The sequence below is a fragment of the Odoribacter sp. Z80 genome, from assembly GCF_009935865.1.
In the GTDB taxonomy this organism is placed as follows: domain Bacteria; phylum Bacteroidota; class Bacteroidia; order Bacteroidales; family Marinifilaceae; genus Odoribacter.
Window position 1 is genome coordinate 384809 of the sequence record NZ_QWEL01000001.1, and the last position, 16007, is coordinate 400815.

Here is a 16007-nt window from a genome sequence, read left to right on the forward strand (position 1 = left end):
GCCATTAATCTTCCTTAGCAGCATCAGCAGTCATCTGTTCTTTCAGAGCAGCCAGTTCAGTGATGTCGCCTAAAGTGGTTTTTTCAAGCTTATCCTTCACTTGTTTCACGGCTTTCTTCGTAGACTTCTCTTCTGCACTCTTCTTAGCTTTCTCTTCAGATTTCTGTACATCTTCGAATACACGAGAGTGAGAAACAATGATTCGTTTTGCAGCTTTGTTAAACTCGATTACCTTGAATTCCAGTTTCTCATCTACTTTAGCCTGAGAACCGTCTTCTTTTACCAAATGACGGGGAGTAGCAAATCCTTCAACTCCATAGGGCAGAGCAACAACAGCGCCCTTGTCAAAGATTTCAGTAATCGTACCTTCATGGATTGAATCCACAGTGAAGATGGTTTCAAATACATCCCACGGATTTTCTTCCAATTGTTTGTGACCTAAGCTCAAACGGCGGTTTTCTTTGTCGATTTCCAATACTACGACTTCAATCGGAGCACCGATCTGGGTAAATTCTGCCGGATGTTTTACTTTCTTCGTCCAGGAAAGGTCAGAGATATGGATTAATCCGTCAACTCCTTCTTCAATTTCTACGAATACGCCAAAATTAGTGAAGTTCCGTACAGTTGCAGTATGTTTTGTTCCTACACCGTATTTTTCTTCAATATTCTGCCACGGGTCAGCCTTCAATTGTTTGATACCCAGAGACATTTTCCGTTCTTCACGATCCAGTGTCAACACAACAGCCTCTACTTCATCACCCACTTTCATGAAATCCTGAGCGGAACGCAAGTGCTGTGACCAGGACATTTCAGATACATGAATCAAACCTTCCACACCCGGAGCGATTTCCACGAATGCACCATAGTCAGCCATCACCACAACTTTACCCTTAACGGTATCGCCAACCTTAAGTTCCGCGCTCAGAGCATCCCACGGATGCGGAGTCAGTTGTTTCAGACCTAAGGCAATACGTTTTTTCTCATCGTCGAAATCCAGAATAACCACATTCAGTTTCTGATCCAACTGAACGATTTCATTCGGATGGTTTACACGACCCCAGGACAGGTCGGTGATGTGAATCAAACCGTCTACACCGCCCAAGTCAATGAATACACCGTAAGAGGTGATATTTTTAACCGTACCTTCAAGGACTTGTCCTTTTTCCAGTTTAGAAATAATGTCTTTCTTCTGCTGTTCAAGTTCAGCTTCAATAAGAGCTTTGTGTGATACAACAACGTTCTTGAATTCCTGGTTAATCTTAACCACTTTGAATTCCATTGTTTTACCAACATATACATCGTAATCACGGATCGGCTTAACATCGATCTGAGAACCCGGCAAGAATGCTTCAATACCGAATACGTCAACAATCATACCGCCTTTCGTACGACATTTTACAAAACCTTTGATGATTTCGTCATTTTCCAGAGCTTCGTTCACACGGTCCCAACTGCGCAATGCGCGGGCCTGCTTGTGTGAAAGGGTCAACTGACCTTTTTTATCTTCCTGAGTTTCTACATAAACTTCAACTTTATCACCTACTTTCAATTCCGGATTATAACGGAATTCGTTCAAGGAAATGATACCGTCGGATTTGTAGCCGATGTTGACAACCACTTCTCTCTTATTCATAGAGATTACAGTTCCTTCAACAACTTCTTTTTCTCCCACTTTGGAGAGAGTTTCAGCATATTTCTGAGCCAACGCCTCTTTTTCGGATGCAGGAACGACAGCGTCGTTAGCATAGGCATCCCAATCAAAATTTTCATCCGGTTCAGCACTTGTTACCGGAGCAACTTTCTTTACGTTTTTTTCTGCAGCTTCTGCCTGCATCTCTTTTTGTTCTTCTGACATAAATTTAATTGTTTCCTATCTAATAAGTTAGACATTATTTTGAATCGGCCGCAAAGGTAAGAATATTTATCCGTTCTACAATTATTTTCCAACAAAAATTACTCTTCCAATAAATCCGGCCGGAGGGCTTTCGTACGTTCATAAGCCATCTTTTCCTGCCATTCGTGTATCTTGGCATGGTTACCGGATAAAAGGACATCCGGCACCTTCCAGCCATTATATTCGGCAGGACGGGTATAAACCGGCGGCGCCAGCAGATTATCCTGAAACGAATCACTCAAAGCCGAACTTTCATCATTCATGGCCCCGGGAATCAACCGCACAATCGCATCCGTCATGATGCAAGCCGGCAACTCCCCACCCGTCAGCACATAGTCACCGACAGAAATCTCCCGGCTGACCAGATGCTCCCGGATTCGCTGGTCAATACCTTTATAATGCCCGCACAATATCATGATGTTCTCTTTCAAAGATAATTCGTTCGCCATCTTTTGATTGAAAGTCGGAGCATCCGGCGCCGTATAAATAATCTCATCATAATGCCGCTGGGAAGTCAGTTCCTGAATACAGTCAAATACAGGCTGAATCATCATCACTAATCCCGCCTCTCCTCCAAACGGATAATCATCCACTTTCCGGAATTTATCCTTCGACCAGTCCCGGATATTATGGATATGAATCTCTACGATTCCCTTATCCTGAGCTCGTCTGATAATGGAATGATTCAAAGGACTCACCAACAATTCCGGAACAACACTTAATATATCTATACGCATACGCTCTATTTTCACATAACAAGGACGGGCAAAACAACTTTCCCGTCCTCATTTTCCGGTTTTATTTCAGATAATCTTCAAAATAATCGGTGACCTTTTGCATCAAATGAATGCGGTCTTTTCCCAACACGTTATGTTCTGCACAAGGATACGGGAAATAGTCCACCTGTACATTGTTTTTAATGCATTCACGAATGAAACTCAAACTGTGCTCCCATACCACTACGTTATCCACCGCACCTTGGCAAATCAGCAATTTTCCTTTCAGGTCCTTGGCTTTGTTTATCAGGCTCACCTTAGCATAACCTTCCGGATTGGTGTGGGGAGAATCCATATAGCGTTCACCATACATCACTTCATACCATTTCCAGTCAATCACCGGTCCTCCTGCTACAGCCACCTTAAATACTTCCGGATGGTTCGTAATCAATGAAATGGTCATAAAGCCACCATAACTCCATCCATGTACTCCGATACGCTCCGCGTCCACATAAGGCAATGACTTCAGAAAACGAATACCTTCCATCTGGTCGGCCATCTCCGCCTGGCCGCATTGCCCGTGGATAGCTTTCTCAAATTCAGCCCCCCGGTTGGAAGTTCCACGGTTATCCATCACAAACACAACATAACCATGCTGTGCCATATACATTTCCCAACGACGCAATTCCCCCTGCCAGGTATTCTTTACCATCTGGGAATGCGGTCCCCCATAGACATAGACAATCACCGGGTATTTCTTCGTCGCATCAAAATTCATCGGCTTTATCAAGCGATAGTAATTATCGTATTTCCCATCTGCAGTTTTAACTGTTCCCAGTGTGATCTCACCAAAGTTATAATCTTTAGTCGGGTCCTCAGCATTCAGCAGTTCTTTCACAACTTTACCGTTATTCTCTACCAGATGAATCACCCGGGGTACTTTCAGACTACTGTAATTATCCACAAAATACGTCATGTCACCGCTCATCGTAATACGGTGCCACCCCTCTGCCCGGGTTAGCCGGGTCTTTTTACCGGACTTCACATCCACCCGGAACAAATGGTTCTCCACCGGACTCACTTCGGCAGAAGTATAGTAGACATACTTTCCGTCCTGTCCCACCATTTCCACATCCGCATCGACGTCGGTCAGACGTTTCACCACCTTACCGGAAGCAGCATCCACCAGATACAGATTAAAATAACCATCCCGGTTATTGGTCCGATAAATAAATGTCTTCGAACCGGCATCTTTCAGAAAAACTACCGGTGTCAACGGTTCGGTATAACGTTCATTCTTTTCCTCCAGCAAAGTCTGCACAAACGCTCCGGTTTTCGCATCATACTGATTCAAACGCATATGCTTTTGAGAACGGTCAAGTACCTGGATATAAACATACGCAGAAGACGGATGCCAGGCTATATTCGTCAAATACTGTTCCCTTCCGAAATCTGTAACATCCATAAACACCGTACGTCCGGAAGCAACATCGTAAACTCCCAGGCTTACCTGCTCCGACTTCATGCCGGTCATCGGATATTTTATCTCCCGCAAAGAACCCGTACGCGTATTGATATCCAGCAAAGGAAAAGTGCCTACCTCACTCTCGTCCTTCCGGTAAAAAGCCAGTTTCTTTCCATCCGGTGACCAAAAAATTCCCCCTTGAATACCGAACTCATTCCGGCTAACCGCCTGCCCGTTCACAATATCAGGGTTTTCATCTTTCGTCACAGCAAATTCATTGCCATTGGCATCTGTATAATACAGATTGTTTCCTTTCGTATAAGCCACCAAAGCCTTACCGTTAGAAGTCACGTTTTCTGCCCCTTGGGCTATAGTAAAAATCGCCGACAATTTTTTCTTTTCCACATCCACTTCAAAAATCTTTCCCTGACGGCGAATCACCAATGTTTTAGCGTCTTTCCAGCTATATTGCGGCCATCCCTTCAAATGCGCCCCTAAAATCCCGTTCAGTTCCTCCACACTCATCAGAACACTTTTCTCTCCATTCACAGCAGTCTCACCCACCAAATCCGTTCCTTCAATATAAGTCAGCACATTCTTATCGCCCTGCCATTGAACATACAGATTCTTCGGATAAAGTTCATAACCCAATATGGCCTCTTCCATAGTCAGTACCCTGTCCTGGGCCTTCATATTACATACCATAGCCACTCCGATAATTGTAAATAATAAATATTTCATATATGTCAATAATTTGATTATTCCACGATTTTAGCAAACGTCTGCAAAAGTATAAAAAATTAGCAAATGACAAACTCATCTCTGTCTTCCAAAACGGCAAACCGGCGGCGATAGTCCCGTAAAGCAGCCATATCACACTCCACCATGACGGTTTCTTCTTCATATTCCCGGGCTTTTTTCTGAATATTTCCCCAAGGATCTGCAACGAAGGAATCTCCCGCGTAGAGAATGCCGTTGTGATCACAACCTACACAGTTCACTCCGGCAATATATGCCTGGTTTTCAACAGCCCGGGCCCTCAACAAAATCTCCCATGCCTGTCGCCGGGCTTCCGGCCAATTGGCTACAAAAAAAGCCAGGTCATATCCCCCCGTATTCCTGCACCACACCGGAAAACGCAAATCATAACAAATGAAAGCAGCTATCCGAACTCCCCGGAAATCAAATACCAGATGATGATTACCGCCGGAAAAATGTTCTTTTTCCCCTCCCATACGGAAACAATGACGTTTATCATAGAAAAGGCTATGGCCATCCGGAAAAGCTGCAATCAAACGATTGTAATAAATCCCGTTTTCCTCATAAACCGTAGAACCGGCTACAACTGCATCCCTCTGCATCGCCCACTCCTGCATTTTCTGCCGTACTTCCGGAAATCGGCCTGCCACCTCTTTTTTCTCCACATCCGCCACCTCACGAGGCACCTTCGCCATCATACTGCCAAAAGTAAACATTTCCGGCAACAAAATCAGGTCGCAACCGTTACAACCCGCCACTCTATCCGCATAAAGCCGTAAATTTTCTTCTACATTTCCCCAGATCAGGGAAGTTTGTATCAACGCAATCTTCATAAATCACTTTCCTGTTTTCAGTTCTCCATCCGTGAATCATTCTATTCCATACAAATTTACATTTTGAAATGGATAAAACTCAGCAAAAATGCCACTTTTTATTATTTTTGCCCACAGAATAACAATAAATACCATGGAAACGACAATCATAGGCGTAGCAGGCGGTACGGCGTCCGGCAAATCAACTTTAGTGAAAAAATTACAGGAAGTGTTTGAAGGAGAAAGTGTTATCACGATATGCCACGACTATTATTACAAAGCCCATGATGAACTGGAATACGAAGAGCGAACCCAATTGAATTACGATCACCCCGATGCATTCGATACGGATATGATGATCCAAGACATTCTGAGCCTGAGAAACGGTCATCCCATCCACCGGCCGGTGTACTCTTTCGTCAACCACAACCGCACCCACCAAACCGTAAAAGTCAACCCGGCCCAGGTCATCATCATAGACGGAATTCTGATTCTGGAAAACAAAGCCCTGCGGGAACTGATGGACGTAAAAGTATATGTCGACACCGATGCCGATGTCCGGCTGGGACGCCGATTATTAAGAGACGTGCAAGAACGCGGCCGCAGCATAGAATCTGTACTTACCCAATATTTTTCTACCGTCAAACCCATGCACAACGAATTCGTCGAACCTTCCAAACGGTATGCCGACATTATCATTCCGGAAGGAGGTTTTAATTCGGTTGCCCTGAAAATTTTAGTACAAAATATAAAATCAATCATAGAAAAGGAAAAGACAGCCTAATCTATCACCTTAAACCTCCGTCTGGCCTCTTCCCGGGAGACAAGATTAAAATGCCACCATTCACTGGGCAAGACACGAAAACCCGCCTCCTGCATCACTTTGCGCAACAACCGGCGATTAGACAGATGCTCCGGTGCTATTCTCCCCGCTCTTAACATTTCCTCTTCTTTATCCGGACGGGCCTCCTCTCCGAAATAATCGAACGGACTCCCCATCGGCAAAGGAACTCCGGCAGAATCCGCAAGGGTCAGGTCCAAAGCCGCACCGTAATTATGTAATCCTCCACCGTTCCGGGGATTGCTGACATACATATACCTATCGGTTCCCCTCACCGTTTCCCACATTTCCCGCTGAACCCCCATAGGCCTTGCAGCATCATATATCAGCAAATTTAAATCCGGTCGGACAAGGTGCAATTTTTTCTGGGCTTCTGCAAGACGCAAAGCCGTTTCCGGCAACATAAAAGCCTTCCGGATATCCCGGTATAAAATCTTCCCGACAAAATTATCCGAAGTAGCATACACCAGAGATACCCGAATTGCAGGAACCACTTCCTGAATGTCGACTAACCCCATCTCCCTCATTCCTCGCTCAGTTTCAGTATCTTTTTCCCTGATAACGGAATCTTCAATGATATAAAAAATCTCATTGTTTTCCCCAGACCCTTCTGCCGACTCTTTCTGCCCGAAACAGCCGACCACCATCAACAAACAAAATACGCCCCAATTTTTCATATAAAGCTACCGGATTTCCGAAATTTTCAGTTTCCACATGAAAAATTTTCCGGAAATTTCGGATGAGCATCCCGGTAAGTACCCATAATATATTCCAAATCCGCATCCGGTTGTCCCGTTGGCCAAAACAAGGGGCCCACTTCACAAAATTTTTCCTTATAATCGATACGCCCTAAATACACTGGCACTCCGGCAGCTTTAGCAATAACCAAAAAACCCTTTTTCCATTTCTTCCGCTTCTTGCGGCTTCCCTCAGGAGTGATGCAAAGATACATGCTATCCCGGCTCTTAAACTCCTTCACCATCTGGTCCACCAACTGGCTGTCTTTATTTCCCCGGTCCACCGGAATCACCCGCAAAGCCCGCAAAATCATCCCCAAAGGAAAAAAGAAAAACTCCTTTTTCATCAAAATAAAAGCCGGTATGCCCTGGCTCAGAAAAGCCAGTTCCCCCCAGATAAAATCCCAATTGGAAGTATGCGGCACCGATATAATCACAGCTTTCTTTTCCGTCGGCAACTCCCCCTTATATTTCCAGCCCGCCAACCACATAATAAACCTTGCTAAATATTTCATAACCTCACTTTATTTATTTCTATGCAAAAATAGAAAATTTATCACCACCCCAAACATACATTATCCTCCGGGTGTAATAATTCCCAAAATAAATTCGTAAATCATTTGTCAACTTCAAAATAAATTGTACTTTTGCACCACAAATTTTCCTTAGGGGTATAATAAGTGGTCAGAACCCACCCCGTGGTATTAACAACAAAACAATAAAACAAATGTACGCTATTGTTGAAATTGCAGGACAGCAATTTAAAGTAGAAAAAGACCGCAAGGTTTACGTTCACAGACTGACAGCCGAAGAAGGTGCTCAGGTAGAATTTGACAATGTTCTTTTAGTAGACAACGACGGTCAGGTAAAAATCGGTACACCTAAAGTTGAAGGAGCTAAAGTTACCGCAAAAGTATTGAGCCACCTGAAAGGGGATAAGGTAATCATCTTCAAAAAGAAAAGAAGAAAAACATTCGAAAGGAAGAATGGTCATCGTCAATATCTGACTCAGATTCAGATTGAATCTATCAACGCTTAAATTTCGTTGGTTTCATTTTAATTATTGTAACTTCTAAATTATTTATACGATATGGCACATAAGAAAGGAGTCGGTAGTTCCAAGAACGGCCGTGAATCAGAAAGCAAACGATTAGGAGTAAAAATTTGGGGCGGACAATTTGCCAAAGCCGGAAATATTTTGGTTCGTCAAAGAGGTACCGTACACAATCCGGGTGAAAATGTAGGTATGGGTAAAGACCATACTTTGTTTGCCCTGATAGATGGTACTGTTGTTTTCCGGAAGAAAAGAAACAACAAATCGTTCGTTTCAGTGGAAGCTATTGCAGAATAAACTGAAAAAAATAACCATATTCAACTCCTGTATTCTGCACGAATACAGGAGTTTTTTTTATAATTTTGCAACCGAAAACAATCTATGCTCCAAGATTTAGAATCTCATGCAGTCCTGGGGATGGCATATAATCTGGAATCTGGAATCTAAAATCATAACATTATGTTGAATCTGAAATTTATCCGGGAAAATAAGGATACGGTTATTGAGCGTCTGGCTGTAAAAAATTTTGATGCCCGGGAATTGGTGGAAAAAATCATAGAACTTGACAACCTTCGCAAATCACTCCAGCAAGAAGCAGAGAACAAGCAGGCTCAAATGAACAACATAGCCAAACAAATCGGCCAACTTATGCAATCCGGTCAGAAAGCCGAGGCAGAAAAAGCCCGGGAAGAAACTGCCGAACTGAAGGCCTCTATTGCTGAACTGAATAACCGTCGGAATGAAGTAGGAACAGAACTCAACGGTATTCTGTTACGTCTGCCTAATATGCCTCACCACTCCGTTCCGGTGGGTAAATCGGATGCCGACAATGTTGTCGTAAAAATAGTGGAACAAATTCCCCGGAAAACCCCTAATGACATTCCTCATTGGGAGTTAGCGAAAAAATATGATTTGATTGACTTCGAAACCGGTGTAAAAATTACCGGTGCCGGTTTTCCGCTTTATAAAGGATGGGGAGCCAAATTACAACGTGCCCTGATCAACTTTTTCCTGGAAGAAAATATCAAAGCCGGCTATCAGGAAGTACAACCGCCTTTATTGATTAATGCCGATTCCGGTTACGGTACGGGCCAGCTTCCGGATAAAGACGGTCAGATGTACTACATCAACGAAGATAACCTTTACCTGATTCCTACTGCCGAAGTTCCGGTAACCAATATCTACCGGGATACCATCGTAGAAGGCGAAAAACTACCGATTAAAAATACGGCCTATTCCGCATGTTTCCGGCGGGAAGCCGGTTCTTACGGTAAAGACGTACGAGGATTAAACCGACTGCATCAATTCGATAAAGTGGAAATCGTACAAATTACCCGTCCGGAATGCTCTTACGAAGCACTGGACGGTATGGTCAAACATGTGGAAAGCATTTTGATTAAACTGGGACTTCCCTACCGGATTGTTCGTCTGTGCGGCGGAGATATCAGTTTCACCTCTGCACTGACTTTTGACTTTGAAGTTTATTCGAAAGCACAGGATAAATGGCTTGAGGTCAGTTCGGTTTCTAATTTTGAGGAGTTCCAGGCCAATCGGCTGAAACTCCGTTATAAAGACAAGGGAGACAAAAAAACAACCACGTGCCATACTTTAAACGGAAGTTCCCTGGCTCTTCCGCGCATTGTAGCAGCTTTGCTGGAAAATAACCAATGCGAAGAAGGCATCCGCCTGCCGGAAGTCTTGCAAAATTTCATGGGCACTTCCATGATTCAATAACCATCCCAACAGAAAGCAAAATAAAAAGGTAAAAGGCATTCAGGTCTTTTACCTTTTTTGATAAAGAAGAATTCAATGAAAAACTTATCTTTGCAAAAAGATCAGACTGAGATATGAAATTTGTTTTTATTCTTCTTGTTTCTTTATTTTCATTTTCCGTTCAGGCCCAGCAAAACGATTCCCGCTTAGCTTATTCCTATTATCAAAATAAAGAATACGAAAAAGCAGCCGAATTATTCCTGCAACTTTATGAACGGACCCGTTCCTCCAGCTATCTGGATTATCACATTATATGCTTAATCAACGGTAAACAATATAACCGGGCCGAAGAAGTGCTGAAAAAATACCTCAAAACAGACAATAAAAACAAAGACTTTCTCCTGAATCTGGGTTACATCTATGAACAGCAAGGAAAATCAAAAAAATCACAGGAATATTACGAAAAAGCAATTAAAGCACTGATTCCGCAAGCCACTGACATCCGGAACTTAGGGTACAAATTCCGAAACATCCGCGAATACGAATGGGCTATAAAAGTATATCTCCAAGGACAGGAATTACTACAACAACACGATGCTTTTACAAATGAATTAGGAGATTGTTACATGATGCAACGAGACTATGAAAACATGCTTACCTTGTTTTTAAAGGATTTACAACTCCATCCGGACAACATCAACAACATCACTTCCAAACTCAATTTTGCCCGTTCCTATGATATGGTCAACAATGTCGACCAGGCCATTGAAAAAAGATTGGCGGAAATCCTGAAAGAAAAAGAGTATAACCCTATTTTCGACGAACTGGCAGTATGGTATGCCCTACAAAAGAAAAATTATCCGACAGCCTTACAACATGCCATTTTATTGAATGAGAAATTAGAAAATAAACTCCATTTATTCTGCAACGTAGGCCGCAATGCGGCCGATGCCAATGAGTACGACATCGCCGTCCAGGCTTATCAAAAAGTATTGGAAAAAGGAAAGGAGAACAACAACTTCTATATTTCGGCCCGCAAAGAAATTTTAAATTGCCAATATGCCAAATACCAACATGAACATGCAGAACCCTCCCTCTTCCACCAGGTTGCCCAGGATTGCGAAAACTATTTACAGGAATATCATTATACCTCTGCCAACATAGATGTAGCCCTCCTGTTATCGGATATGTATGCTTACCGGCTGCAACAACCCGATACAGCCGACGCCATTCTGCGAAAATGCATCGGAGTCAGGTACCTCAATACAAATACCCTCAACCAATTGAAATCCAAACGGGCTGACTTATTAGCTTTCATGGACAATCCGTGGGAAGCGACGATTCTTTACACCCAGATAGAAAAGGCCAACCCCAACAACGATATAGGCTATGAAGCCAAATTAAAAAAAGCCTGGCTGGCATATTATGCCGGAGACCTGTTATGGGCGAAAGCACAATTTGACGTACTGAAAGGAGCCACCACCAAACTTGTTTCCAACGATGCCATTTTGATGTCCCACTTTATCAATCTGAACTACCGGGAAAACGACGAAAATAGTGAACTCATACAACTGGCCCGTACAGAATATCTCATCTACAAACATCAGCATGCCCAGGCCTTACCTGTTTTAGATAGTCTGGCACAATACGCTGCAGCAGGCATTGCAGCCCGGGCAACCTTACAGAAAGTACAGATTCTGAGCGAACAAAATCTTTATCCGGAAGCCATTGAACTATTGACCCGTTTAAAAAAACATTCCGACGAACCACATATTCAGGCCGAAGCCATCTACCAACTGGCCAATATACACGTCCGCCAGAAAGACCTCTCCCAAGCCAGGGAACTTTATAAACTGCTGGTATCGGAATATTCCGGAAGTGTATACAGCATTGAAGCCGGCAAACGGTATCGCGAAATCCCCTAACATTCTATAATGACTTGACGTAAAAAACGTAAAAAATGCGAATCATCTACAATACCAGTTACATCATAAACGATACCATAGAACAGGAATGGCTCTCTTTCATGAAAGAAGATTATCTTCCCCTTCTTCGGAATTACAGGCTATGTAATGACATCATTTTCAGCAAAGTATCAATAGACCAACCGGAAGGCAAAACCTATTCCCTGCAGATGGTGTTTGAGTCACCGGAACAACAACAGTATTTTCTCCATCACTGTCTGGCAGAATTAGAAGAAAAGGTTATCCGGAATTTTACCGGGCAATACGTTTGTTTCAGCAGTTTGCTAACCGAAATATAAGCATATGGAACGATTCATCATGGGGATAGACCCCGGGACAAATTTTATGGGATATGCCATTATAAAAATTACCGGCAACCGTCAAAAACCGGAACTCGTTGTGTCGGGCGTATTGGATATGGATAAACTAACGGACCCTTATCTCAAGTTGCAACGAATCTTCAGAAGAACCTTGCAAGTCATTGACGCCTACCATCCGGATGAATTAGCCATCGAAGCGCAATTTTACGGCAAAAACGTACAATCCATGCTAAAACTGGGACGTGCTCAGGGAGTTGCAATTGCGGCAGCCCTCCAACGGGATATTCCTATCTTTGAATATGCTCCCCGCAAAATAAAAATGAGCGTTACCGGTTCGGGAACAGCCTCCAAAGAACAAATAGCTCTGCTCTTGTCCAAATTCATGACAATCCGGACTACGTCAGAAATGCTGGATGAAACAGACGCTATCGCTATTGCCTATTGCCATTATTTACAAAGCAGTAATTCCCTCTTACCCGAAGGAGAAACCTGTAAATCCTGGAATGATTTCATTAAAAAAAATCCCGGTAAAGTAATCTGACCATCGCGTTTACCGTAACTTTCTAATTTTTCAATCTATGCCTCCCAAGAAAAAAAATAAAAAAAAGCCTTCCCGTTCCACCAGAAACAGAAGAATTTTCAAATATGCTCTCATCCTTATAGCAATAACAATCCTCACCGGTATTTTACTGGTCTATTCCGTTTATTCCGGTTTGTGGGGCAAATTACCTGATTACCATGAACTGAGAAACATCCGGAACGACGAAGCTTCCCTCCTCTATAGCGAAGACGGAGAATTATTGGGAAAATATTACATTGAAAACCGCACCAACGTAAATTTTAAACACATATCCCCCAACGCCGTCAATGCTTTAATTGCCACAGAAGATATCCGCTTTTACGAACATGAGGGAGTAGATAAAATCAGCATGCTAAGGGTGTTTTTCAAAACCTTTCTCCTGGGTCACCGCAACTCAGGCGGAGGAAGCACACTCAGCCAACAACTGGCCAAAAATCTCTATCCGAGGGAGGAACAACAGGTCACCTTCATTCCTATTGTAAAAATAAAAGAAATGTTTACCGCCCACAGACTGGAAAACATCTATACCAAAGATGAGATACTAACCCTTTACCTGAATACGGTGTCTTTCGGGGAAAACACTTTCGGCATAGAAAGTGCTGCTCAGAAATACTTCTCCACCTCTGCATCCGAATTAACTGTTCCCCAGGCAGCAACTTTGATCGGCATGCTGAAAGGACCTTCACGCTACAATCCGCGCCTACATCCCGAAAGGGCTTTACAACGGAGAAATACAGTGATTCAGCAAATGATAAAATACCATTTTATCCCGGAAGAAAACGGCGAAGAATTAAAACAATCGGACTTGGCACTCCAGCATCAGGTCGTTACCCACTATTCCGGTCTGGCTCCGTATTTAAGAGAAAAAATCAGACGGGAAGCCCAGGAAATCATTCAGGCTTATAACGAAACGTATGGTACGGACTATAACCTGTACAAAGATGGTCTCCACTTAACAACTACTTTGGATGCACAACTGCAACGGTATGCAGAAGAAGCCGTTTCCGCTCACATGCGCAACCTGCAGGACAGCTATTACACACACCTCAATAAAAAGGAACCCTGGGACAAACATCCTCACATTTTAAAAAATGCCATTCAAAATAGCCTCATTTTTAAAAGATTAAAAAATCAGGGACTTACCGACAAGGAAATTCTTCAGCGCATGAATGAAAAAAAGGCAATGCTCATTTATAGCCCTTACCAAGGAGAAATAAATGTAGAGTTTTCTTCCGTAGACTCCATTAAACATTATCTTAAAATCCTGCATCCGGCTTTGCTTGCAGTCGAACCTCAATCTGGAAAAATTAAAGCCTGGGTGGGTGGATTAGACTACAAATACTTCCAATACGACCAGGTAGAAGCCCCCCGTCAGGTCGGGTCAGTTTTCAAACCCGTCGTATACAGTGCAGCCATTGCTCACGGAGCACGCTCGGATGCCTATTATGCCAATGAGCAGAAAACTTATCCGGAATACGACAATTGGACCCCACGTAACTCCGATAATACCTACGAAGGATATTACACCTTAAAGGGAGCTTTAAGCAAATCCATCAACACCATAGCCGTCGAAGTACTCCTGCAAACCGGAATAGATACGGTCATCTCCCATGCCAGACAATTGGGCATCACCTCCTCGTTACCTGCTTATCCATCTCTGGCCCTGGGAGTTGCAGACATTCCCTTAAAAGAAATGATACTTCCTTTCCTTTGCTTTGCCAATTCCGGAAAACTTTTATCCCCCTATTATCTGGAAAACATTAAAACATCCGACGGGACAATAATCTATCAGGCTACACCTCCTGCTTCCCGGCAGGCCCTGCCGGGAAAAGAAGCAAACCTTATGAACAACATGTTGACGGCTGTCATCAACGAGGGTACCGGAAAAAGACTAAGAACAACCTACGGCCTGCGCAACGAATTAGCCGGAAAAACCGGCACAACACAAAATCAGGTTGACGGATGGTTCGTCGGATATCATCCCCATTTGGTGGTGGGAATAAGAGTCGGTGCCAATGATATGAATATCCATTTCAACAGTACCCGTTTAGGGCAAGGAGCCAATATGGCCCTACCCATCTTCGGAGAATTTATGAAAAAATGCCTCCAGGACCCCCTATACAGCAGGTGGCAAACCCTTTCCTTCCCTATGGCTGTATATGAAACGGAAAAGGAAATGGAAATACCGGAATTCAAAGAACACCTGAACCTTCTGGACCGAATCACAAACCATAAACTTGAAAAAAAACAGCACATCTCCGAACCGGAAGAAAACCCCAAAGAAGGTTTCTTCAAACGGCTGTTCAAACGCAAAAAAGACAAAAAAAACAGTATACAACAAAATTAAAGGTAAGCTCCGCCAACTAAAACCATCCCCATGATAAACATTCCCACAATAATACTCTGGACGGAAATACGGCGGCTTCCTTTTAACTGAGAATTAGGAATCAATTCGTTTAAAGCCGTTGCTACCAGCAAACCGGCAAGAAAAGCTTTCAGGATTCCGCTTAATACCGGTGTGGAATATTTCAATATAAAAAAATAAGACACAACAGCACCTATCGGTTCAAAAAGAGAAGCAAGTATACTATAATACACGGCTTTACGCCGTTCCATCGTAGTATTGATCTTATTAAACAAAGCCCCGATAGTCATCCCTTCAGGAAAATTATGTACAATAATTGATATCACCAACGGAACAGCCACCAAAGGAGTTGCCAGATAAGACAAAAAAGTAGCCAATCCCTCTACAAAGCTATGTGCAGTAATGGTCAGCACCACCAGAATAGCAACCCGGCGGTAATGCAACATCGACTCATCATACTGCCGTTTTTCCTGCCTTTTCCAGATATAGACCAAATATCCCAAAGGATACAACAACACGATACCTACAAAAAACCAGCAAGTCGTAAGCAATTTTGTTTCTCTGTACGAAAGACGGGAAGAAAGTATACTTACAGCATCAGGCATCAGTTTCATAAATGCGGTATAAAGCATAATCCCAGCCGCAAATCCTAATATTACAGCCAACGTACTTTGATTAACCCGCCTGAAATACAACGAGGTTATCGCTCCTAAAAAAGTCGATACGGAAGCTATTGAAGTGATGATAAAACCAAACCAGATATCGGACGAGGTAAGCTCTCCCATAA

The 16007-nt window shown here is 43.1% G+C and carries 15 protein-coding genes; 8 read left to right on the forward strand and 7 right to left on the reverse strand.

The window, feature by feature from the left end; all coding sequences use genetic code 11:
• Positions 1 to 4: 4 nt before the first annotated feature.
• The 4 genes from rpsA to D1136_RS01645 form a co-directional block, all read right to left on the reverse strand.
• On the reverse strand, positions 5 to 1855 hold the full coding sequence (gene rpsA / locus D1136_RS01630) for a 30S ribosomal protein S1 (RefSeq protein WP_237566950.1): 1851 nt from the start codon (positions 1853 to 1855) through the stop codon (positions 5 to 7).
• A gap of 98 nt (positions 1856 to 1953) precedes the next feature.
• On the reverse strand, positions 1954 to 2631 hold the full coding sequence (gene trmD / locus D1136_RS01635; protein ID WP_161875872.1) for a tRNA (guanosine(37)-N1)-methyltransferase TrmD: 678 nt from the start codon (positions 2629 to 2631) through the stop codon (positions 1954 to 1956).
• Between the two features lie 61 nt (positions 2632 to 2692).
• Positions 2693 to 4816, reverse strand: a complete 2124-nt coding sequence (locus tag D1136_RS01640) for a DPP IV N-terminal domain-containing protein (protein ID WP_161875873.1) — start codon at positions 4814 to 4816, stop codon at positions 2693 to 2695.
• A gap of 59 nt (positions 4817 to 4875) precedes the next feature.
• The gene (locus D1136_RS01645) at positions 4876 to 5667 is read right to left on the reverse strand and encodes a nitrilase-related carbon-nitrogen hydrolase (protein ID WP_161875874.1); all 792 of its coding nucleotides are present in this window, start codon (positions 5665 to 5667) and stop codon (positions 4876 to 4878) included.
• A 133-nt stretch (positions 5668 to 5800) separates the two neighbouring features.
• Here D1136_RS01645 and udk point away from each other — a divergent pair, with 133 nt between their 5' ends.
• The gene (udk, locus tag D1136_RS01650; protein ID WP_161875875.1) at positions 5801 to 6430 is read left to right on the forward strand and encodes a uridine kinase; all 630 of its coding nucleotides are present in this window, start codon (positions 5801 to 5803) and stop codon (positions 6428 to 6430) included.
• Here the strand turns inward: udk and D1136_RS01655 are convergent.
• Both D1136_RS01655 and D1136_RS01660 read right to left on the reverse strand, forming a co-directional pair.
• The gene (locus D1136_RS01655; RefSeq protein WP_161875876.1) at positions 6427 to 7164 is read right to left on the reverse strand and encodes a M15 family metallopeptidase; all 738 of its coding nucleotides are present in this window, start codon (positions 7162 to 7164) and stop codon (positions 6427 to 6429) included. The two genes, udk and D1136_RS01655, sit on opposite strands and share 4 nt — an antisense overlap.
• A gap of 26 nt (positions 7165 to 7190) precedes the next feature.
• Complete coding sequence (locus D1136_RS01660; protein ID WP_161875877.1) at positions 7191 to 7739, reverse strand: 1-acyl-sn-glycerol-3-phosphate acyltransferase; 549 nt, start codon at positions 7737 to 7739, stop codon at positions 7191 to 7193.
• Between the two features lie 212 nt (positions 7740 to 7951).
• Between D1136_RS01660 and rplU the strand changes: the two genes are divergently transcribed.
• The 7 genes from rplU (at position 7952) to D1136_RS01695 (ending at position 15202) form a co-directional block, all read left to right on the forward strand.
• Positions 7952 to 8263, forward strand: coding sequence for a 50S ribosomal protein L21 (rplU, locus tag D1136_RS01665; protein WP_161875878.1), 312 nt, complete (start codon positions 7952 to 7954; stop codon positions 8261 to 8263).
• Positions 8264 to 8314: 51 nt separating this feature from the next.
• The gene (rpmA, locus tag D1136_RS01670) at positions 8315 to 8575 is read left to right on the forward strand and encodes a 50S ribosomal protein L27 (protein WP_161875879.1); all 261 of its coding nucleotides are present in this window, start codon (positions 8315 to 8317) and stop codon (positions 8573 to 8575) included.
• Between the two features lie 162 nt (positions 8576 to 8737).
• Positions 8738 to 10012: a serine--tRNA ligase gene (serS, locus tag D1136_RS01675; protein ID WP_161875880.1), complete on the forward strand. Its 1275-nt coding sequence runs from the start codon at positions 8738 to 8740 to the stop codon at positions 10010 to 10012.
• A 113-nt stretch (positions 10013 to 10125) separates the two neighbouring features.
• The gene (locus D1136_RS01680) at positions 10126 to 11916 is read left to right on the forward strand and encodes a tetratricopeptide repeat protein (RefSeq protein WP_161875881.1); all 1791 of its coding nucleotides are present in this window, start codon (positions 10126 to 10128) and stop codon (positions 11914 to 11916) included.
• 35 nt (positions 11917 to 11951) lie between these two features.
• Entirely contained in the window at positions 11952 to 12254 is a 303-nt protein-coding gene (locus tag D1136_RS01685; RefSeq protein ID WP_161875882.1) for a DUF4286 family protein, read from the forward strand.
• A gap of 4 nt (positions 12255 to 12258) precedes the next feature.
• Positions 12259 to 12816: a crossover junction endodeoxyribonuclease RuvC gene (gene ruvC, locus D1136_RS01690; protein WP_161875883.1), complete on the forward strand. Its 558-nt coding sequence runs from the start codon at positions 12259 to 12261 to the stop codon at positions 12814 to 12816.
• 37 nt (positions 12817 to 12853) lie between these two features.
• Positions 12854 to 15202, forward strand: coding sequence for a penicillin-binding protein 1A (locus tag D1136_RS01695; protein ID WP_161875884.1), 2349 nt, complete (start codon positions 12854 to 12856; stop codon positions 15200 to 15202).
• Here D1136_RS01695 and D1136_RS01700 read toward each other — a convergent pair.
• Complete coding sequence (locus D1136_RS01700; RefSeq protein WP_161875885.1) at positions 15199 to 16005, reverse strand: ZIP family metal transporter; 807 nt, start codon at positions 16003 to 16005, stop codon at positions 15199 to 15201. The genes D1136_RS01695 and D1136_RS01700 overlap by 4 nt on opposite strands.
• Between the last annotated feature and the right edge of the window lie 2 nt (positions 16006 to 16007).